The organism is Acidisarcina polymorpha (assembly GCF_003330725.1).
Taxonomy (GTDB): domain Bacteria; phylum Acidobacteriota; class Terriglobia; order Terriglobales; family Acidobacteriaceae; genus Acidisarcina; species Acidisarcina polymorpha.
Genome location: NZ_CP030840.1, coordinates 4,199,790 through 4,219,441 on the forward strand (window position 1 = coordinate 4,199,790; position 19,652 = coordinate 4,219,441).

Genomic DNA, 19,652 nt, shown 5'->3' on the forward strand with positions numbered 1-19,652 from the left:
CGCTATTCTTTGGCGCTCAATATCATTCAAAAACAAACCAGGACGCAGACCTTGCCAGATCGGCATTTCCCTTCACCTTGGAAAGTCTATTGAGAGTAGGAACTAACCATGAATTTCTGGAATGACTATGAAGGCAAAACGATAGCAGGAAGCTATCCGCTAGAGAGGCTTCTCTATCCAGAAGGCCGAAGCGGCCTTTTCGCGACCTCGAATGGTACTGGAACCCCTTCCGTTCTTCGCCTCACTGAGACCTTGAACGATCAGGAGGAGATCCTCGAGCAATGGCAGACAGTCAGGGATTTGAAGCACCCGAACCTGATCGCAATCAGGAGCTTCGGGGCGACCGAGGTCGATGACATCCCGCTGATCTATGCAGTCATGGAGTCGCCGGATATCAACCTCGGCGAGGTGTTGCGCGATCGCGCCATGAATACCGAAGAGACCATGCAGATCGCCACCAGCCTGATTTCGGCGTTACAGGCGCTCCATCGAAGGGGCATCGTCCATGGACACTTGGAACCGGCGAATGTGTTTGCTGTAGGAGAAACAGTCAAACTTCGAAGCGATTGTGTCCGGAAGCCCTTTGACAATGCAGAGACCCTGCAACTCCAATCGCAGGATGTGAAAGACCTGGCAATGGTGTTGCTTCAGGCGCTGACCCGGGAGCGCAGAGTGGAGAGGCTGGCCTCGATTGGGTCGATACCATCCTCTCTGAATGACGCAATCCGGAAGGGACTTAGCGGCGATTGGGGGCTGGATGAAGTGGCTGCAGCATTGGGAACCTCTCCAATTCGAACTCCTAGAGCGGTCGTAGCGCCACCAGTCGATCTTCCGAAAGTTCTCCCCGAAACCGCGAAAGAGGCGCCGCCGGTCGCGAAGAAGCCTGTTGAAACCAAACCTGCTGAGACGAAGCCTTATGTCGCTAAGCCTTATGCCGAGGCCAGGCCTCGCGTAGAGACAAAGCCGCGGGTGGAAAAAGACCAGAACACATTGCCGTTCGGTGGTTCAACACAGAAGTGGCCGAAAGAGTTAGGCGCGTATGCAGCTATAGCGGTCGTATTAATTATGGCTACGATCGCGTGGTATTTCTTTCATCCGCTTACCCCGGAAGCACGAGCGATCGCGTACTCAAAGCCGCAGCCGAGCACTGCGCCAGCTGCAACGGGCAAACCGCTGATAACGGCCCCGGCTGCTGGCGTATCGGCGCCGCCTCCGGCGCCGGTAAGCGTGTCCGCGGCCTCGCCAAGCGCCGACCCACCGTCTTCCCCAATCACCGATACGGCGAGTCGAGACGCATGGAGGGTTGTGGCCTACACCTACAACCGGGAGAGTCAAGCCCGGAAGAAGGTGGAGCGGATCGATCGTCGGCATGCCTCGCTGAAGCCGGATGTGTTCTCACCGACCGGCCATGCTCCTTTTCTGGTCACCCTCGGAGGTCCGATGACCCGCGAGCAGGCGGAAGCCCTCAAGCAACACGCCCGTTCAGCAGGCTTTCCACGTGATACCTACGTGCAGAACTACGTTGCCAAATGAGCGGCTAATCCGGAGCGTCAAAATTGAATATTAGAGAGGGATTTTTTTGACGGATTGTCTATTCTGCAAAATCGTGAACGGCACAATTCCTGCTAGAAAAGTCTTTGAGGATGAGCAGGCGATCGCCTTTCACGACATCAATCCTCAAGCGCCGGTGCACGTCCTCATCGCGCCGCGAGAACACTTTTCTTCCCTCACGCATATGGGCGCGTTAGCAGCACACAAGGACCTGCTTGGTCATCTAGTTCAGGTCGCTATCCAGATAGCCGCAACGGAGAAACTCACGCACGGTTACCGGGCAGTGATTAATACTGGCCCCGATGGGGGACAGACGGTAGACCATCTGCACCTGCATCTGCTCGGAGGGCGCGCCATGGGATGGCCGCCAGGTTGAGATCTGCAATGGCGCAGAAGCTCGTGAGCGATACAAATGTCTATCCGCTTGGCGAGGAGACTTAAGTGAATGACCTAAGCCTCGGCGGCTTCTAATTCTTCTTCTAGACCGTGACGGCGGAGCAGATTCGGAAGATTCTGGGAAAACGCCGAGCGGGGCATGACCATATCGCAGCCTGCTTCTGTCGCTTTGACTTTGAGGTCGCCCTGCAGATGTGACAGGAAACCGATCACCGAAGTTCCACGCTTCAACTTGGCCTTGATTTTGGGAATCAGGGTCAGAGGTTTTGCTCCCGCGTTGTTCAAGTCGAAGACGATCAGGGATGGCTTTTCATCCTCGGGAACGCCGCTGAGGCGGGCGACTATATCCTTGTCCGCCTTAAGAAATCCTACCTTGACGCCCAGTTTGCGGGCGGTTTCCTGAATCTTTGCCAGGAAGAAAAGGTCTTCAATGAAGAAGAAAATCCGCGTCGGAGCGTCGGGCCGGATGGGCGCTGGCGCCGGATCGGGAAGGATTGTCTCGTGGTGATAGCCGTTACCGTTCCCATTGCGAAATTCGATAGTTGAGGGGGGACCGTCGGCCAGATTGCCGTTCGCGACCCGGTAGCTGTGATCCATGGGGCCTACGAAAACCTGCTGACGCCGGGGCTTGCTCTTGCGCCGCGAACCGCTGCCCTGACCATTGCCGCCGTTATTTCCGCCACCATTGTTGTTCTTGCCGCTAAAGCGGCCCTGGTTTGAGGATTTCTGCTTCTGGGTGGGGGCTCCCTGGCCATTTGACTGGCCATTGGCTGGCGCGGTCGCTTGCCCATTGGGCTGCGGGGAAGGTTGACCCTTGATGGCATTGCTACCACTCTGGGCCTTACGTCTGCGTCTGCGGCGACGATGTCCCTGGGACGGTCCCTGCGGCGCTTGCCCCTCTTGCTGCGGCCCTGAGGCCGCCTGGGGCTGGTCTTGTTCTGTTGTCATGCGTGCACTTCCTGGTGCGTTGCGATTGTTGCAGCTTTCATCCGGCTTGAGTGCTGCTGGTTCTCGTTGAAAAACTACCGGCAAACTTAAACAGCCTATCTAGGCTCGGCCGTAGCCAAAGCTTCTGGAGAGGAAGCGAAATCGACATGCTTTGGGCGGTACCTTCAACCAAAAGGTTCAACTCGAAGGAATCTGTGGCCTTACCACAAGCGTTCGCCAGCAATCGTAAACGGGCGATAGGAGCTAAGGGTGAAGACGCTGTCGTTGAAGCGTTTCATTTTAGGTAGTGGCAGCGGGTAATCAAACTCAAGGATTTTCGGCCTGGGATACCGCTGGCTACATTCGCTCGACGAGCAAATCCAATATTACTCATAACCCGCAAATGTTGCAAGTGGACTTTCGGCCGGGAGATCCGGCCATTCTGAAATCGGGCTGGGGAAGTCTCCGTTAGGAAGACTTTAAGGTCCTCAGGCAGATGTAATGGCCAATCACTGGCCTCCCATGAACTACTACCTTGATCGAACTTCCGGGTGACGAGACTGGCTCGTTCTAGGGCGGAGTTCGTACCCGGCGGGCGGCTTGTCCTCTTAGGAACTTGCTCTTCCCGCACCGGGCTATATTTTGAGAGCGATCTTAAACTCGATCACTCCGGTGCATCGCTGGCAATCTCTTAGTAGCAATCGAAGCACCGCGAGACACGATCAATGGAATGAGCGGTTTACCTCCGCCAATTCCTCTGCACTCTTCATTTTCTGGAAAAGGAACCTGCCAAGTCTTCGTAAAACCATAGCTTTCCGTTGTGAAAGTCATTTCATGGTCGCTCGAGATTCACCTTTGGCAATGGGGGCAATAATGAGTACTTCTTCCTCCCAGCACTATTTTGCGAATCGGAGTGCCGCACACCAGGCAAGGTTGCCCCGTTCTCATGTAGACGCGGTGCTGCAGTTGGAAGAAACCACGCACCCCGTCCGCGTCGACATAGTCCGAAACTGAGGAACCGCCGAGCTTAATCGCTTCGCGCAGAACCGTTTGAATACTGACGTGTAGTCGCTCCAACTCGGCCTTACGAAGTCGGCCAGCGATCCGTTTCGGCCGAATTCCTGCACGGAATAGACTTTCGTCGGCATAGATGTTGCCCACGCCATGGAGCAGCTTCTGGTTCAGGAGTGCGGATTTAATTGGCAGATGGCGGCCCCGAAATAGCTTCTGGAAGTCGGCTAGCGCGATGCTCAGCGGCTCCTGACCGGGACCCTGGAAGCCTTGCGCGGTACTCTGATGCGAGGGTTCGACCGACTCGTTTTCCATCCGGAAGATGGCCAATCGGCCAAATCGACGCGGATCGACGAAGCGTAACTCCCGGCCCGACGACAGACCCAACACAGCATGGGTGTGAGCGGGAAGTGGAACCTCCGGCGAGCAGACCAGCAGCCGTCCAGTCATACCGAGGTGCACGATCCACTGCAGCAGGACGCCGCTTCTGGCATCGCCGTTTTCCAGGTCAAAGACGATGTGTTTGCCCACCCGTCGCACCTGAATAATCCGGCAGCCGGCAAGGTCCTGCTCCATCTCAGCAGCGGGCGTCTTGAAGGTTTGCGGTTTTGAACTCAACCAGACCGACTCAATCCGCTGACCGCGGACTCGGTCGTTCACGCCATTGGCGACGGTTTCTACTTCGGGCAGTTCCGGCATGAAATCCTATTTTCTCAAATGGGGCTCCGACCTTCTTATCTGCCCCAAAAAGAGCCACGCGCGCTTTGTCGTTGCCCGGCAGCCGTTATATCATCAGGCGGGCAACGGTCGGATTTTCGAGGATTGATCTGGAAGTTCATGCGAGCTAAAACAGCAGTGGTAGTCGGCGCTCAATGGGGCGACGAAGGTAAGGGAAAGATCGTCGACGTGCTCTCGGAGCGCTTTTCCGTTGTTGCCCGGTATGCGGGCGGCCACAACGCTGGACACACGGTCATCATTGGCGGGCAGAAATTTATCTTGCAGTTGGTGCCCTGCGGCGTGCTGCGCCCCAACTGCCGTGGCGTCATCGGCAACGGCGTTGTTCTGGATCCGGCGGCTTTCCTCAAGGAGATTGGCAAGCTGCGCGAGCTCGGGATTGACGTTGACCGGCAACTGTTCATCTCAAATCGCGCTCAGGTGATTCTGCCATACCACCGCATGATCGAACTCGCGGCGGAAAGCGCTCCAGGACGTCAAAAGATCGGCACCACCAGCCGGGGAATCGGACCGGCATATGAGGACAAGATGGCGCGCAGTGGCCTGCGCGTCGTGGACCTGCTGAATTCCTCGCTGCTCCGGACTCATATTCACAATGCCTGTCACGAGAAGAATGCCATCGCTCATGCGCTTTTTGGCACCGACCCTCTTGATCCGGCAAAAATGTACGAGGAGTATGCCCGCCTGGCCGGGCAGATCGCTCCGTTTGTCACGGACACGGAAGTGCTGCTCAATGCGGCCATTCGTGAAGGCCAAAGCGTCATGTTTGAGGGCGCGCAAGGAACCCTGCTCGACATCGATCATGGAACCTATCCTTTCGTCACCTCATCCTCCGCGACCGCCGGCGGCGCGGTGACCGGCACCGGAGTCGGCCCTACCAAGATCGGCACGGTAATCGGCGTGACCAAGGCCTATGTCACCCGCGTGGGGGAAGGCCCGTTCCCGACCGAGATCCACGACGAGGCTGGTGATTCCTTGCGGGCGCGCGGCCATGAATATGGCGCCGTCACTGGCCGCCCTCGACGCTGCGGCTGGCTCGATCTTCCTTTGCTACGCTACTCAAATCAAGTGAATGGAAGCGAGTGGCTGGTGGTGACGAAGCTCGACGTTTTGGATGAACTTGCGGAAATTCCGGTCTGCACTGGCTACAAGATCGGCGGCAAGCTCATTGATTCCATTCCTGCTGATGTCCGCGGCCTGGAGTCCATTGAGCCGGTCTATCGGACTCTGCCCGGCTGGCGTCAACCGACAGAAGGCATCACAGATTTCGATCGGCTGCCCGTGGCCGCCAAGGAATACCTTCGCTTTCTCGAGAGTGAATCCGGAGCAAGGATCGGGATGGTCTCTACTGGGCCCGATCGCGACCAGACGCTTACTTTACCCGAGTTCTTTGCGGCGTTTGAAGAGCTCCATGCGGCGGTGACAAGCTGATGCGTCGCGAAGATATCAGAAATGTAGTCGCCGGCCTCAGCAACGGAAGATTTATTGACGCCAAGCCGGCGGGGCAGGGAGCAGCATTGTTTCTATGGTGACCTTTACAGTTCGCATGCGTTTCTCTCATGATGATCGCGACAAAGTCGCCGAGATTCTTCGCAACCTCGCACACGCCTCCCGGCAGGAACCTGGCTGCGTAGCCTATGTCCCTCATCAGGTGGATGGCGACGCAGAGACCATCCTGATCTATGAGCAATACCGGGACCAGGCAGCTGTCGATGCTCACCGGGCGACTCCTCACTTCCAGCAATATGCGGTTGGGGGCCTTTATCAGCTCATGAAAGATCGAGCGATCGAGACGCTTGACGCGCTCGTTTGAGCAGAATGACAAAAGATCGCGGACTGGACCTGTCTGCGAAATCTCGAGGGCGGAGACCAAATTTTTTGATGCTTGAGCGCTTCAGGCAGAGAGTCTGTTCGACTTCGCCCGCGCTACCGGATTCCGGGGTCGGAGCAGGTTTTCTCATTGCTGGATCAGTTCGACTCGCGTTCTTCGCAGCCGAACGCCCTGTTCAAGACGACTGAAGATATTTGGGATACCCTACAGTTGAAGTGGGAGCCCCCTCTGCCGATGCGCCTCCGAGCTAAGGACCGATCGCCTGCAGTCTACTCGCGAATCTCTCTGGCGGCAGCATGTACCGTCCTTCCTGTGTTGTTGATCTTCGCCACGCCATCTCGCGCGGGAACTCCTGTGAATGCCGAACTGCCTAGCCTCCCTTTGGTTCCGAAGCGCGAGTCCCGCGCCGTCCACAAACAAATCGAGACGCTGGAGATGCAGTGGCGGCAGGCTCAGATCGACAACGACATCACGGTCATGGACCATTTACTTGCAGACGACTACGTCGGTATCTCGGCGAATGGCACAATCGAGACGAAATCGCAGGTAATTGCGCAGCGGAAAGCCGGAACCCTCAAGATCACACAACTCGATCTGGATGATCTGAAAGTGCGTCTTTACGGGGACACCGCCGTTGTGACTTCCAAAGCAGAACTGCAGGGAGTCAATGGCCAAAGCGATATCAGCGGAAAATATCGATACACTCGCGTTTACAACCGCCGACTCGGACAATGGAAGATCATCAGCTTTGAAGCCAGCCGTATCCACGATGCGGACGAACGGCCCGGTCGCCACCAATAGGCAGTGCCCCGGGCTTTCGACCCTGTAGCATCGACGATGACGGCTGCATCTCGATATTCGCCAAAGGAGGCCATCAAGCTGCTACGCCAGGTTGCGGAACTCCTATCCAGGCGGAGGGTCTTTCGTCGCCGGTTTCCTGCGAAATACGGCAGCGCTCAGCTTTACGTCACCCCCGAATGCGGACTCCGCTATCTTCGAGGGAATCTGGAATCGGTCGATCCCATGCTCCTGGATCTCGCTGCAGAGCTGGTTCAGCCGGGCGCTGTCGTGTGGGATGTCGGCGCGAACCTTGGACTCTTCTCCTTTGCTGCAGCCGGGCTCGCGGGCGTCGATGGCCAGATCTTCGCGCTTGAACCGGACACCTACCTGGTAGGCCTGTTGCGACGTTCGGCACGCTTGAAGAACGCTCATGCTGCGCCGGTAAACGTCATCCCCTGCGCGGTTGCGGATACGATGTCACTGGCTACCTTCCACATCGTGCAGCGGGCGCGGGCAGCCAACTACCTGGCCGGTCACGGAGCCTCCCAAACCGGTGGAGTTCGAGAAACTCAGCGGGTCCTGACCATTACTCTTGATTGGCTCGCCACCCAGATCCCCACACCGGACGTGATCAAAATCGACGTCGAAGGGGCCGACCTTCGCGTCCTCTACGGAGCGGAGGAGTTGTTGCGAGCGAAGAAACCAGACCTTGTCTGCGAAGTGTACGAGGCGATCGCCGACGATTTCACTGCCTTTTTGTCGGATCTTGGTTATACGCTTTTCGATGGGAACGTACCCCGGGAGACGAGGCGACCGATCAGCCGCGCCGTCTATTCCACCCTGGCGATCTCGAAGCACAAGGCGTCACTGCATCGCAAATCGATCTGATCGGCTCATGCTGCTCGATCTATTCAGAACGAGAGGCAGCAAGTATGGCGTCCGCGATTGCCGCCGCCTCGACGGCCGCCGGTACTTCGTGCACCCGAACGAGGTCAGCTCCCGCCAGGACCGATGCCGTGACCGCGGCGAGCGTCGCGTTGCTCCGATCGATGACCGCTGCATCGACCCTGCCATAGAGGGCCGCGAGAGTTCTGCCTAGAAAGGATTTGCGCGAAACCCCGCAGAGTAGCGGCTTTCCCAATTCCCGCAGTTCATCCAGACGCGCGAGTAGCGCGTAGTTGCTCTCATAAGCTTTGCCGAAGCCGATTCCGGGATCGAGGACGATCCGTTCGCTTCGAACCCCCGCGGTCATTGCGGCTTGGAGCCGACAGGACAAATCCGCTTTCACCATAGGCGCGACATCCTCGGCGCTCAGCCGGGGCAGCGTCTTCCATTCGTCTGGCCGGCCGCGTGTATGCATCAGGACCACACCGCACTGCAGGTCGGCGCAGGTCTCGGCCATCTCACTATCCCAGAGGAAGCCGCTGACATCGTTCACGATCTGCGCTCCTGCTGCGACCGCAACCCGGGCGGTCTTTGCCTTGTAGGTGTCGATCGAGATCAGTGCGTCGGGACGTGCTTCAAGCAAGGCTTGGATGACGGGCAGGACGCGATCGATCTCCTGCTCTGCGGAAAGCGCCTCGTGCTTGCCCGGGCGGGTCGACTCGCCGCCGACGTCGAGGATGCCGGCGCCTGCGTTCAACATCGTCAGCCCGCGTTCAACCGCTTTCTCTTGGTCGCCGGCCAAGCCGTCTCCGGAGAACGAGTCGGGGGTGATATTCAGAATTCCCATGACCGTGGTTTGCACGCCCAGCGAAAGCCTGCGGGTGCGTAGTTCCCAGGACGATGTAGCTCGCCGAGTGAATGCCATAGCGTGATTTTAGGGCAGGCGAAACCAGGGCGGCTTTCGATGAAAGATGGGCAATGCTACACTCCGGCCAACGATGAACCTCCGCAAACTGTTCCTGTTCGTCTTCATTTCTGCGCACATGGTTGCGGGGGCGCCCCACAAATCTGCAGCCGCGAGGAGCCGCACTTCTCTCGCCAAGGCCATTGACGTCATTCTCGAGGATCCTGCAATCTCCCGCGCTCACTGGGGCATCTCCGTTACGACTTTGGAAGGGAAACCCCTCTATGCTTTCAACGACGGCCAGTCGTTTGAACCAGCTTCGAATGCCAAGCTCTTTACCACCGCGGCTGCTTTCGCAGTCTTCTCGCCCGCTACCCGTTTCACAACTAAGGTGATCAGTCGCGGCTCCATCGATCCGCAAGGGACGCTCGATGGCGACATCATTCTAGAGGGTGCGGGCGATCCTTCGATCTCGGGGCGCTCCTGGCCTTATGCGGGAAAGACGGAACGTCCAGATCCGCCACTGCAGGCGCTCGACGCGTTAGCCGATCAAGTGGTGAAATCCGGCATGGTTCGCCGGGTGACCGGCCGAGTGGTCGGCGACGACCGCTGGTTTCCTTTCGAACGCTATGGCGCCGGCTGGGGATGGGACGATCTGCAATGGGAATATGGCGCGCCAGTCTCCGCGCTCAGTGTCAACGACAATGTCGTGTATCTGGATCTGATGCCAGGCGAGAAGCCGGGCGATCCCATCGCCGCCACCTGGAATCCTCCAGTTCCTTACTATGCTTTGGAAAACGGCGCCCTTACCGGGCCCGCTGCTCCGAAGCCTGAACTCGGTCTGGACCGCCAGCCCGGCTCTAAAATTGTTCGGCTCTATGGCGTTCTTCCGGTGAATAGCAAAGGCGTTCACCTTGCGCTAGCCATCGAGGATCCGGCGGAGTTTGCCGCCCTCGCCTTCCGCCAGATCCTGATCGATCATGGCATCGCAGTAGTCGGAGCCTCGGCTGCCGAGCATAGTTTTCCGTTTTCAACCACCGAGTTTCTTAAGGAGGTGAAGATGCCACTGCCCTCGAACCTGGCATCGGGCCGGCCGCTCGCGGCTCCGGTCGAGGCATCCGCAGAGCGCGTGCTGGCCACCTATGCCTCGCCTCCGCTGAGCCAGGACCTGATGGTGGTGAACAAGGTTAGCCAGAACCTGCATGCCGAGTTGATTCTTCACGATCTCGGCAGATCGGTTCTCAACGATGGATCGACTGCCGCCGGAGCGCGAGTGGTGCGCCAGTTCCTGATGCAAGCCGGGGTCGATCCCTCCGACTTCTTGTTCTTCGATGGATCGGGTTTGTCACCTCAGGACTTGATTACTCCACGGGCGGCAACCACTCTGCTCGTCTATGCCGCTCGCCAGCCTTGGGGAGGCGAGTTTCGTGCTACCTTGCCCATCGCCGGGGTGGATGGCACTCTAGCGGCGCGCTTTCAGCAGTCGCCGGTTAAGGCCAAGCTTCTGGCCAAAACCGGAACGCTCGCCGAAGTCAATACTCTGAGCGGCTATCTCACCACTCGCAGTGGCAAGACAGTCGTACTCTCGATCCTCTGTAATGATCATGACCCGGCCGGCGACGGAGCTCGCAAAGCCACCGACAGGATTATCGAGGCCATCTATGCGGCGCTTTGAGCTGACCCAAACGCGGGTTTGACCTCGTCAGCCTGATAAACTCCACAAAGAGAGCGAAGCGCATTGACCTATCCCCAATTGACCACCTCATCTAGCCATTCAGAATGACCATCAGACTTTTTAATACTCTCAGCTCGACCATCGAGGACTTAGTTCCAGCGGGCGCCAAGACTTTCGGCATGTATGCCTGTGGCCCTACCGTCTACGACTATGGCCATATCGGCAACTTCCGGACCTTCCTCCAGGTCGATGTTTTGCGGCGTTTTCTCAAGCAGCAGGGAATCACTGTTCGCCACGTCATGAATGTGACCGACGTGGACGACAAGATCATTCGCAACGCCGCGCTTGCAGGGCTTCCGATCGAGGAATATACGCCTCGCTTCGAACAGGCATTCTTTGAAGATCTGGATTCGCTCAACGTGGAGCGACCTGAGGTGATCGCGCGGGCCACGGAGAACATCGCGGAGATGGTTGCGTTGATCGATCGGCTGGCTGCCCAGGACCTGGCTTACCGGACCGAAGACGGTTCCTGGTACTTCCGGATCGCCGGATTTCCCGAATATGGAAAGCTCTCGAAGAAAGACTTCAATGGGATCAGCGACGGAGCCCGCGTGGATCTCGACGAATACGACAAGGATTCCGCCCGCGATTTCGCCTTGTGGAAGGCCCCGAAAGAGGGTGAGTATCGTTGGGAGACGCACCTCGGACCGGGGCGCCCTGGCTGGCACATCGAGTGCTCCGCCATGGCGATGAAGTTTCTCGGCGAAACCTTTGATCTGCACGCGGGTGGGGAAGACCTGATGTTTCCCCATCACGAGAACGAAATTGCCCAATCGGAATCAGCCACCCACAAGCAATTTGCGCGTCACTGGTTTCACGTGCGATTCCTGCTGGTCGAGGGGCGCAAGATGTCGAAGTCGGAGGGAAATTTCTATACCCTTCGCGATCTTCTGCTCAAGGGTTTCAAGGCCTCGGCGATCCGTTTCCTGTTGATTTCAGTGCCCTATGGCCAGCAGCTGAACTTTACCTTCGAAGGTCTTGCCGCGGAGACCGGCGCCGTCGATCGCCTTCGCACCTTTCACCAGCGGGTGAAGACGGCCGCAACCATCGAAGGAAGCAACCAGTCTCTCGCTGCCGAGGCCGAGCGGGCAGTCCATGGATTTTGTGCCGCGCTCTCCAACGACTTGAACACCGCCGAAGCTCGGGCGGCCATCTTCGAGCTGGTTCGCGCAGGCAATGCCGCTATCGATTCCGGCGCTCTTGGGGCTGAAGATGTGCCGCGTATCCTTGGGGCTCTCCAGCGCTTCGACGAAGTCTTTGCGGTACTTGAAGATCGTGATGAAGAGATCACCCGGACCGCCCTGGAATGGGCCGAGCGCGAGGGCCGCCTGGATCAGGCTGCTCCGGAGCTGCTTGCCACGATGTCCCTGGGAGACGCACAGATCGATGCTCTGGTCGAGGAGCGCACACTCGCCAAACGAAGCCGGAACTTCGCTCGCGCGGATGCGATTCGCAAGGAGTTGGCGGAAAAGGGAATCGTGCTGGAAGATTCAAAAGACGGCGTCCGGTGGAAGCGAAGATGAGGAAGCCAGGGTTCACTTCTCCGGACGCATGAGTCGATGTTCGTCAGGAGACGAATCGTGGAGGCAGATCCTCAAAGATTTCCGGAAGCGCTGCAGTCGCCGTGACCGATGAATCCATGACTTGCTTGAAAGTAGCTTGGAATTGCTGCATCTCGGGCCTGGTACCGACCGTAACCCGCACCCACGTGGGCATGATTGGCCAGACGCGCCCGATGTACACGTTTTTCGCCGCCATAGCGTCGATCACGATCTTTCCGGGACGGTTCGTCTGCACCATGAAGCAGTTGGTCACGGAGGGAATGAATTCGTAGTTGTTCGAGCTCAGCCAGGCGAAAGTCTCGTTGCGAACGTCAGTGATGATCTTCTTCCGCTCGGGGACGAGGTTCTTGTCTGCCAGGCTGGCACGGGCCGCCGCCACCGAGGTTACCGGCATTGAGTTCCACCCGTTGTAAGCTTGCACCTTGGCTACAAGGTCAGGCCGGCCGATGGCGAATCCACAGCGCAGACCGGCCATGCCGTAGACCTTGGAAAAGGTCCGCAGCACGATCACATCCTTGTCTGCCGCGGCCATATCGAGGCAGGGAGGTGCATCCGAGAGATGGATGTAGGCCTCATCGATCAGCAGGATCGAGTCCTTCGGCTTGTTGGCCAGCAGATATTCAATATCCGCGCGAGGCGTCGTGGTTCCCGTGGGATTGTTCGGATTGCAGATATAGAAGACGCCAGCGTCGGGGGCTTGCGCGAGCATCGCCTTCACGTCGTGGGAATGGTCCGCTTTGAGCGGAACTTTCACCACCTTGGCGCCGCTCATCTTGGAGGCCATCAAGCCCGCTTCATAGCCGGGGTCTGCGGTGACGAAGCTCTTCCCGGGTCCGGTATACGCGAGCACCGTGTAGTGAAGGGGTTCGCTCGATCCAGCGTAGACCATCACGTATTCGGGCTTCAGGCCTTCTTGCGCGGCGAAGTACTTCACCAGATCAACCTGCAGGTCCGTCCGGTAACGGCCGCCATTTCTTGTCATCTCTTCGCAGGCGGTACACGCCAGCGGGGAAGGTCCCATGGGGTTCTCATTCGCATCGATGTAGACGCCTCCGGCCAGATGCACCTTTGGCGCGCGGCGATTTTGCGCGGCTAAGCGGGCTTCGGTAAAGATCGGAATGGCGCCGGCCGCCGAAGCCGCTGCGGCAAAGCGCAAAAAGGAACGACGGGAAATGGCGGCCGGGGAAGGTAGATCTTCCGGAGGACAACACGACGTCTCGAGCTCATGATGAATGACGTTCATACGCTTACCTCACATGTGAATTAGGCGAAGCACAAGCGGGCGATGAGATCTTTGCGGACAGGAAAATGTCTCTTGTTTTGTAAGGCGGCGATCGAGGCAACAAGCAGGGAGCGTGGCGGAGGAGCCAGTCATGGCTCAATGTAGCTCTGCGCGGAAACCAAAACAAGGAAAATGGAGTATGTTCGCGCCTCTAGAAAGGAAAAGTCGATAGTGGGAATAAAAACGCTTGATCGGGACACACAAGGCCCAAGGAACTGATCAGGCAATTGGCCGGGCAGACCGGCCACTCTCTCGGCTTGACCGCTGCAGCAAGCTCACCGACGCATAGGCGCCGAGCCAGGATCCAACCGCGGCGAAACAAACGTACACCCAGTTTCGGGTGTAGCTGATCACTGCAAAGGCGGAGAGTAGATACCAGGCGCTGCTCCAGGTCGCGGCCTGCAGCCGGCGCCGTGCCGAGACAGCCGCTGTAAACATGACGTATACCGCGTCGGTCGCTGCAGTCGACGCGACCACCCCCAACGCCAGCCAAGGTTGAATTGGTTCAATTAACCCGATCTTGACCACAGTCTTACCCCCAGGGCGAAATAGTACACTTTCGTCGAGAATGGGCTATCCAAATTGATAGACAACCAAAACCCGACAGGCGTAGGATCCCATGTCGTGGCTGCCATGTACGGCCAAAGTGAATGCCAGCCATGTCGTAGGAACGACCCGGCAGCAGAACGCCGGCACCAACTGATTTCGGGAGAAGTCTAATGGCAAACGAACACGATCCACGCACGCACAACCAGCCCAGCCACGAAGCGCAGGTGAAGGGCGGTCAGCATTCGCATCAGGGAACGCAGCAGGGGTCTCACGAAACCACTACCGGCCAACACGACCAGGGCAGTGGCGGCAACAAATCCAAAAAAGAGGATGGACGCAGCCATAATCAGCCCAGCCATGAGGCCCAGGTTAAAGGCGGAGAGCATTCGCATTCCGGCAGCCAAAAGAAGTAATCGCCGGCAGGTGAGGGCTGGCGGCTCAGCCCCCACCTGCTGCTCTTGCGTTAAAGCCTATTCATCGTGCCTTCTCCGACTTGAACTACAATCAGCTCTTGAATCACATTCAGGAGATCACTTGCGTACTTCATTCTTCTCTGTTTTGGGTTTCTTTGCCTCATTTGGTTTGACTCTGGCGGTATCTGCGCAGCAATCGTCAACATCGATTCCCCCAACTCCGCCAACCGGCGCCCCCTGGAGCTATTACGGCCACACCGGACCATCCAACTGGGGAAGACTTGATCCGGCGTATTCGGCCTGCGCCAAGGGAAAGCTGCAATCGCCAATCGACATCCGGAATCCGAAACTGAATAAAGCCCTGCCGCCCATCGAATTCCATTACGTCAGTGGGCCCGTCAATCTGGTGAACACCGGCCACACCATTCGTGTCAACGTCACCCCCGGTGGGTACATCGTGGTTGGCGGCGCGCGTTACGAGCTGATCGAATTCCACTTCCATCACCCGGCGGAGGATCTCGTCAACGGAAAACTGAGCGACATGGTGATCGACCTCGTGCACAAGAATGCTGCGGGAGAATTGGCGATCATCGCCGTGCGTCTCAATGAAGGTCAAGACAATGGCGCGCTCGCGGCCCTTTGGCCGAGTTTGCCGAAGACAGCGGGAGCGACGACCTCGATTGACGCCACTTTCAATCCGCTCGGCCTGCTACCGAGCGATCGCAGCTATTGGAGCTATGTGGGGTCGATTACAGTGCCCCCTTGTACGGAAGGCGTTCACTGGCTTTCGATGCAAAACCCGGCCGATATTTCCCAGGATCAGCTTCAGACCTTTGGCAGACTTTATCCGGACAATGCCCATCCGCTGCAGGCGACCCACGGGAGAAAGATCGAAGCCAGCCAATAGACTTGAAGTTTTAGACGGCGTGGAGCCGTTCGTCGGGTACTTGTTGGCAACTTTGAAGTGACCAGGGAGGCGACTCCGCGCTACGCCTCAAAAGCATTGACAGTCGTAAATCTCTATGTCAACGTTGGTCGAGCAAACAGGACGCACTCCGCCTCCGTCCCACGCTTGCCAACGAGCCGTCGATGCGTTCTCTTCCTCTTATTCACTGGAGTCGAAAATTCGCTCAATGATGCCAAACCTCGCAGACTTCCTGCGGGCGCTGCCTGGGCGGCAAATCATCCAGGATTATTATTAAACTCGCCCCTCATGGACGAAACCTCTCCTTCAGCGAACTCTCCAATAAGCGGGAGAACTTCCACGCAGATGGCACCCACTGCCAATGTGTCGGCTAAGGCACATTCCCCTCGAATCCAACACCGTTATAGGAGCCCAGAGACGCTATGAAGACAGACATCCAGAAGATGGCACTCGGCGTATTTCTCTGTTCATTTTCGTTCTCAGGTCCTTTCATCTACGCACAGTCACTGGTAGAAGTGCCTCGCCTGGTTGGTCAGGCGGTGGATCATGGTTCCGTTCCCGCACAGCAGGAGTCGAACGTCACCGTTCATCTCAAGCTGCACAATGAGGCGGCATTTGGCGAGGCGGTGGAAGGTCTCTACGACCCTGCGTCTCCCAACTATCATCACTGGATGACGGAGAGCGATTTCGCGAAGTATGCTCCGTCCAGCGACGAGGTAGAGGCGGTAAAGGGCGAGTTGCGTTCGCGGGGCTTGTCGATCGTCAGCGTTGACCAGAATGGTTTCTCGGTCCGCGCGCATGGTACGGCCGTCAATCTGGAACGTGCCTTCCAGACGCAGCTGCATTTGCTCGAGTATCAAGGCAGGTCAATCACGGCGAATGTAACTCCGGCGAAGCTAACCGGAGCTGCGGGGGATCTCATCGCCGGTATTACCGGACTTACAAGCTATTCCCTCAAGCCGCAGTTCAAGCGTCCCTTAGACGTGCGGACCGGAAAGCCGCTGCCGGGCATTTCGCAGAAAGCAGGAAGCGCATTGGTCAACCTTGCCGCTGCTTACACGAACCAGTGCTTTGGCTCGCCATCCAGCGAGTATTTGACCACTGCGGGCGCAACTCTTCCGGTTGGCCTTTACTCCGGAAACACTTACCTGCCTGGAACGACATTGCAGTGCGGTTGGACGCCGGATCAGATACAAGACCACTATGGCCTCTACTCGGCTTACGTCAACGGAATCACCGGCGCCGGGCAGACCATCGCAATCCTTGACGGACCAACTAACTCCGACTACACGACGGATCTTACCAATTTCTCGGTCGCTACTGGATTACCAGCCATTACTCGTGCGAACTATCAGGTTATCTTTCCCGATGGAGTTCCTACCCCCTTCGCAGACCGTCAGTACGATGCCACCCCTGAAACGCAGATTGACATCGAGTGGTCGCACGCCATTGCACCCAAAGCTAAGATCGACTTGTTCATCCTGCCGACCGACGATTGGGAGGAGTTTGAGTACGCCATTCAATACATCGTCAATCACAAGCTTGCGAAGGTGATTTCCGTCAGCTATGGATTGCCGGAAGCGTTGTTCAGCCCGGCGATCTTGCGCGGTTTCGAACGGACCTTGAAGATCGCTGCGGCGGCGGGGGTTGCCGTGCAGTTCTCGAGCGGCGACGTTGGCGACCAAGGTCTCGGCTCCCCTGGTGCGGGCGGAGATCTCTACCCAGGAGCCTCGGAGTACGTCACATCAATCGGGGGAACCAGCATCGGAATACCTGGCCCGAATGGACCTGTTGACGTCGGCTGGGGCAACAATGCCACTATCCTTTCTACTACTCAAGACGGTCTTCTAGATCCGCCTTTTGCGACCGGCCTCGCGGGTGGCTCCGGCGGCGGCGAAAGTAGTCTCATTGCTAAACCTTCCTGGCAAAGCAAGCTGATGGGCACCGGCCGCGAGCAACCGGATATCTCCGCGCTGGGCGATCCGTACACCGGCGCAATCACTTTTGTAGCTGGCCAGGTGATTGTTTCTGCCGGCACCAGCTTGGCGGCGCCGATCTTTTCGAGCTTATGGCTTTTGGCCGATCAGGCGGCCGGAGAGTCTCTCGGGCAGGCTGCCCCGATGCTGCCGAAGCTGCTGGGCGCCATTCGCGATGTCGTTCCTCTGGGGTCGTCGAGTAATGTTACCGGGGCCATTATCGACAGCTCCGGCACGACCTCCTACTCCGCAGCTGCGTTGGTGCCTCCGCTCTTTTCCACTACTGATTTTTACAGCACTTTATGGGACCAGAGTGGAGATGGATCGGGAGCCTTCATCGATCTCACCTTTGGAACTGACTCCTCGCTTAAAGTGACAAAAGGTTGGGATGATGTCACCGGCTATGGAGTCCCAAAGGGCTATGCGTTCATCAAAATGGCCGCCTCGTTGAAATAGGTATTCCCGCCACTCAGACGTCGCTTGTCGCACCTTTCCGCGCAGGAAGAGAACTGCGGCGCCGACGAAAATAACTCGAGCCGAAGTACAGCGGCGGTATGAAAGCCAGGCCACTGTACCTCGGCTCTAGAGTATGTCACTGCTGCGCTTACGAAACAGCACCCGGCGACGCTCTCGCCAGTGCTCGTCGAGCGCTATCAGTGTCCATTCGATGGCTGGAGACAAGTAGCGCAGGACGGTCTCGTTCGATGGGTGGATGCGCAGAGCGGGCGCAACAAAATGAAGCAGCGGCGGCAAATCGGCGAGTTGGAGACCGGTAAAGTATCCGTAGCGATGCAGTGAATCCCGCCCTCCCGTTTGCATGCTGTCACCCTGTAGCTTGCGCACCCGGAGCCAGTAATCCAGCCCCTGCAGAGGGAGGTGCAGATCCTCATCCGCCTTCAACTCCAGCACCAGCAAGCGGCCGCCATGATCGACCGTGAGCATGTCGAGCATTCCCCGGTCGCCCGCCGCGAATGCGGGTACCTGCGCATAGATATGTTCACTCACGATCTGCGGCTCGATCTCGACCAGGTCGCGACGCAGCACCGACTCCAGCCAGCGTTCGGGTTGTAGCCGGTAGAGAGGGTCGCGCATATTTCCGCCGGAATGGCGGCTCTCGAGGAGCCTGCCGACCAATTGCGCGAACAGCTCTTCGGTCTCCGGCGTCAGCGCAGTTTCGTTTGCGCCCGCGCCAAAGGTGATCTCATTTCGTGGTGCGAAGGAATTGGCCGCCAGTCCCCGGCGTACGCGTGCAAACTCTAACCCGTGCAGCAGAAAGGCCACTTCAGCAGCATTGCGCGGCCATACTTCTACGTGGCCGCTGGCGGCTTGCGGCAGCATGCTGAAGACCCGGTCGATGGCCTCTCTGGCCCGCTCCAGCGCAGTCTGGCGGTCGAACGAGTGCACCAGCCTGACATCCAGGTTGCCCTGATCGGCAGGATCCAACTGCGTCAACTCGTCGCTGCGCTCGTCCAGTTCATAGAGTTCCCATTTAGCCAGCGAGGGGTTCATCCATGCCATCCTGGCTCGGGTCACCTCGCTCGTGCCATAAGGAACGATGACCTTCAGGCCTTCCACGAGCCGACGGCCCCCACTCTGTTCGCGGCAAAAAGCGAGCCATAGGGTTCCTAGCGTCAACACCCCATCGATGGTGGCCTGAGATTCGTCGCCACCCACGCCGATGACCGCCCAGGCACTGCCGCCGCGCGCCAGTATGCCGCGCGCGTAGGCAGGGCCGAAGCTGTGCTCCAGATCCATCGCATTTCGGATCCCTTCTGCGCTGTAGTCAGGGAAGCATCGGCCAAGAACCCTTTCTAGTATTTGGAGGTATTTGGTGCGCGCGGCGGTACGGGTTGTCGGTGTCCGCTGATCGCGATCCGAGACCATTTGCAGAAGCTGAGGCTTCACCTGACCGAAGCGTTTTACCTGCAGCCGCAAGCTGCCATTCTTCGCTTCCACGGCGGCTACGGTACGAACCAGGTTCTTCTCCTCCGACCAGAGGTGCAGAATACAGCGCCCATACTCCGCCGAGAGCGCATATTTGGCCACCGCCATGTCGAACAGGACGCGCCCGCCTTCAATGACCACCGCCCGCGGATGATCGACAAGGAATCCTTCAAGCAGCTGCGTGAGAGAAGCTGCGGAGGTCTCATTGACGATGGTCGGCACTCCGCCATCATCTTCGTCCTCCGG

At 58.0% G+C, this 19,652-nt stretch carries 17 protein-coding genes; 11 read left to right on the forward strand and 6 right to left on the reverse strand.

Annotated features, from left to right (window positions below):
• The first annotated feature begins 108 nt into the window (after positions 1-108).
• Positions 109-1,533 carry a protein kinase domain-containing protein gene (locus ACPOL_RS17840; protein ID WP_114208257.1) on the forward strand — a complete coding sequence of 475 codons (1,425 nt, stop codon included), beginning with the start codon at positions 109-111 and terminating at the stop codon, positions 1,531-1,533.
• Between the two features lie 46 nt (positions 1,534-1,579).
• On the forward strand, positions 1,580-1,927 hold the full coding sequence (locus ACPOL_RS17845) for a histidine triad nucleotide-binding protein (RefSeq protein WP_114208258.1): 348 nt from the start codon (positions 1,580-1,582) through the stop codon (positions 1,925-1,927).
• A gap of 74 nt (positions 1,928-2,001) precedes the next feature.
• On the opposite strand, the gene ACPOL_RS34195 is transcribed toward ACPOL_RS17845, so the two are convergent.
• Both ACPOL_RS34195 and ACPOL_RS17855 read right to left on the reverse strand, forming a co-directional pair.
• Entirely contained in the window at positions 2,002-2,895 is an 894-nt protein-coding gene (locus tag ACPOL_RS34195) for a response regulator (RefSeq protein ID WP_201758875.1), read from the reverse strand.
• A gap of 828 nt (positions 2,896-3,723) precedes the next feature.
• Entirely contained in the window at positions 3,724-4,584 is an 861-nt protein-coding gene (locus ACPOL_RS17855) for a DNA-formamidopyrimidine glycosylase (RefSeq protein ID WP_114208259.1), read from the reverse strand.
• 138 nt (positions 4,585-4,722) lie between these two features.
• Between ACPOL_RS17855 and ACPOL_RS17860 the strand changes: the two genes are divergently transcribed.
• From ACPOL_RS17860 to ACPOL_RS17875, 4 genes are all read left to right on the forward strand, one after another.
• Positions 4,723-6,051, forward strand: a complete 1,329-nt coding sequence (locus tag ACPOL_RS17860) for an adenylosuccinate synthase (protein ID WP_114210892.1) — start codon at positions 4,723-4,725, stop codon at positions 6,049-6,051.
• Positions 6,052-6,145: 94 nt separating this feature from the next.
• Positions 6,146-6,433 (forward strand): putative quinol monooxygenase, encoded by a 288-nt coding sequence (locus ACPOL_RS17865; protein WP_114208260.1) that lies wholly within the window; start codon positions 6,146-6,148, stop codon positions 6,431-6,433.
• A gap of 252 nt (positions 6,434-6,685) precedes the next feature.
• Positions 6,686-7,252, forward strand: coding sequence for a nuclear transport factor 2 family protein (locus tag ACPOL_RS17870; protein WP_150133054.1), 567 nt, complete (start codon positions 6,686-6,688; stop codon positions 7,250-7,252).
• A gap of 36 nt (positions 7,253-7,288) precedes the next feature.
• Complete coding sequence (locus ACPOL_RS17875) at positions 7,289-8,119, forward strand: FkbM family methyltransferase (protein ID WP_114208262.1); 831 nt, start codon at positions 7,289-7,291, stop codon at positions 8,117-8,119.
• Positions 8,120-8,138: 19 nt separating this feature from the next.
• Here ACPOL_RS17875 and folP read toward each other — a convergent pair whose 3' ends face one another.
• Positions 8,139-9,041 carry a dihydropteroate synthase gene (gene folP, locus ACPOL_RS17880; protein WP_114208263.1) on the reverse strand — a complete coding sequence of 301 codons (903 nt, stop codon included), beginning with the start codon at positions 9,039-9,041 and terminating at the stop codon, positions 8,139-8,141.
• A 46-nt stretch (positions 9,042-9,087) separates the two neighbouring features.
• Between folP and dacB the strand changes: the two genes are divergently transcribed.
• Both dacB and cysS read left to right on the forward strand, forming a co-directional pair.
• Positions 9,088-10,695: a D-alanyl-D-alanine carboxypeptidase/D-alanyl-D-alanine endopeptidase gene (gene dacB, locus ACPOL_RS17885; RefSeq protein ID WP_114208264.1), complete on the forward strand. Its 1,608-nt coding sequence runs from the start codon at positions 9,088-9,090 to the stop codon at positions 10,693-10,695.
• A gap of 104 nt (positions 10,696-10,799) precedes the next feature.
• The gene (gene cysS / locus ACPOL_RS17890; RefSeq protein ID WP_114208265.1) at positions 10,800-12,278 is read left to right on the forward strand and encodes a cysteine--tRNA ligase; all 1,479 of its coding nucleotides are present in this window, start codon (positions 10,800-10,802) and stop codon (positions 12,276-12,278) included.
• 43 nt (positions 12,279-12,321) lie between these two features.
• Here the strand turns inward: cysS and ACPOL_RS17895 are convergent, their stop codons facing one another.
• Positions 12,322-13,560: a pyridoxal phosphate-dependent aminotransferase gene (locus tag ACPOL_RS17895; RefSeq protein WP_114208266.1), complete on the reverse strand. Its 1,239-nt coding sequence runs from the start codon at positions 13,558-13,560 to the stop codon at positions 12,322-12,324.
• 258 nt (positions 13,561-13,818) lie between these two features.
• The gene (locus ACPOL_RS17900) at positions 13,819-14,127 is read right to left on the reverse strand and encodes a hypothetical protein (RefSeq protein WP_236656856.1); all 309 of its coding nucleotides are present in this window, start codon (positions 14,125-14,127) and stop codon (positions 13,819-13,821) included.
• Positions 14,128-14,318: 191 nt separating this feature from the next.
• Here ACPOL_RS17900 and ACPOL_RS33200 point away from each other — a divergent pair, with 191 nt between their 5' ends.
• The 3 genes from ACPOL_RS33200 to ACPOL_RS17910 all read left to right on the forward strand — a co-directional run bounded on the left by ACPOL_RS33200 (position 14,319) and on the right by ACPOL_RS17910 (position 17,918).
• Positions 14,319-14,561 carry a hypothetical protein gene (locus ACPOL_RS33200; protein WP_150133055.1) on the forward strand — a complete coding sequence of 81 codons (243 nt, stop codon included), beginning with the start codon at positions 14,319-14,321 and terminating at the stop codon, positions 14,559-14,561.
• Between the two features lie 121 nt (positions 14,562-14,682).
• On the forward strand, positions 14,683-15,468 hold the full coding sequence (locus ACPOL_RS17905) for a carbonic anhydrase (RefSeq protein WP_161557425.1): 786 nt from the start codon (positions 14,683-14,685) through the stop codon (positions 15,466-15,468).
• 440 nt (positions 15,469-15,908) lie between these two features.
• The gene (locus tag ACPOL_RS17910; protein WP_114208268.1) at positions 15,909-17,918 is read left to right on the forward strand and encodes a S53 family peptidase; all 2,010 of its coding nucleotides are present in this window, start codon (positions 15,909-15,911) and stop codon (positions 17,916-17,918) included.
• 126 nt (positions 17,919-18,044) lie between these two features.
• Here the strand turns inward: ACPOL_RS17910 and ACPOL_RS17915 are convergent, their stop codons facing one another.
• A complete protein-coding gene (locus ACPOL_RS17915; protein ID WP_114208269.1) occupies positions 18,045-19,628 on the reverse strand; it encodes a hypothetical protein in 1,584 nt (527 codons plus the stop codon).
• Between the last annotated feature and the right edge of the window lie 24 nt (positions 19,629-19,652).

Excerpts from the sequence above, each read along its gene's own strand:
- cysS (WP_114208265.1), top strand. The coding sequence starts at position 10,800 with ATGACCATCAGACTTTTTAATACTCTCAGCTCGACCATCGAGGACTTA.
- ACPOL_RS17895 (WP_114208266.1), bottom strand. The coding sequence starts at position 13,560 with ATGAACGTCATTCATCATGAGCTCGAGACGTCGTGTTGTCCTCCGGAA.
- ACPOL_RS17865 (WP_114208260.1), top strand. The coding sequence starts at position 6,146 with ATGGTGACCTTTACAGTTCGCATGCGTTTCTCTCATGATGATCGCGAC.
- ACPOL_RS17870 (WP_150133054.1), top strand. The coding sequence starts at position 6,686 with ATGCGCCTCCGAGCTAAGGACCGATCGCCTGCAGTCTACTCGCGAATC.
- ACPOL_RS17855 (WP_114208259.1), bottom strand. The coding sequence starts at position 4,584 with ATGCCGGAACTGCCCGAAGTAGAAACCGTCGCCAATGGCGTGAACGAC.
- ACPOL_RS17910 (WP_114208268.1), top strand. The coding sequence starts at position 15,909 with ATGAAGACAGACATCCAGAAGATGGCACTCGGCGTATTTCTCTGTTCA.
- ACPOL_RS17875 (WP_114208262.1), top strand. The coding sequence starts at position 7,289 with ATGACGGCTGCATCTCGATATTCGCCAAAGGAGGCCATCAAGCTGCTA.
- dacB (WP_114208264.1), top strand. The coding sequence starts at position 9,088 with ATGGGCAATGCTACACTCCGGCCAACGATGAACCTCCGCAAACTGTTC.
- ACPOL_RS17840 (WP_114208257.1), top strand. The coding sequence starts at position 109 with ATGAATTTCTGGAATGACTATGAAGGCAAAACGATAGCAGGAAGCTAT.
- ACPOL_RS33200 (WP_150133055.1), top strand. The coding sequence starts at position 14,319 with ATGGCAAACGAACACGATCCACGCACGCACAACCAGCCCAGCCACGAA.
- folP (WP_114208263.1), bottom strand. The coding sequence starts at position 9,041 with ATGGCATTCACTCGGCGAGCTACATCGTCCTGGGAACTACGCACCCGC.
- ACPOL_RS17860 (WP_114210892.1), top strand. The coding sequence starts at position 4,723 with ATGCGAGCTAAAACAGCAGTGGTAGTCGGCGCTCAATGGGGCGACGAA.
- ACPOL_RS34195 (WP_201758875.1), bottom strand. The coding sequence starts at position 2,895 with ATGACAACAGAACAAGACCAGCCCCAGGCGGCCTCAGGGCCGCAGCAA.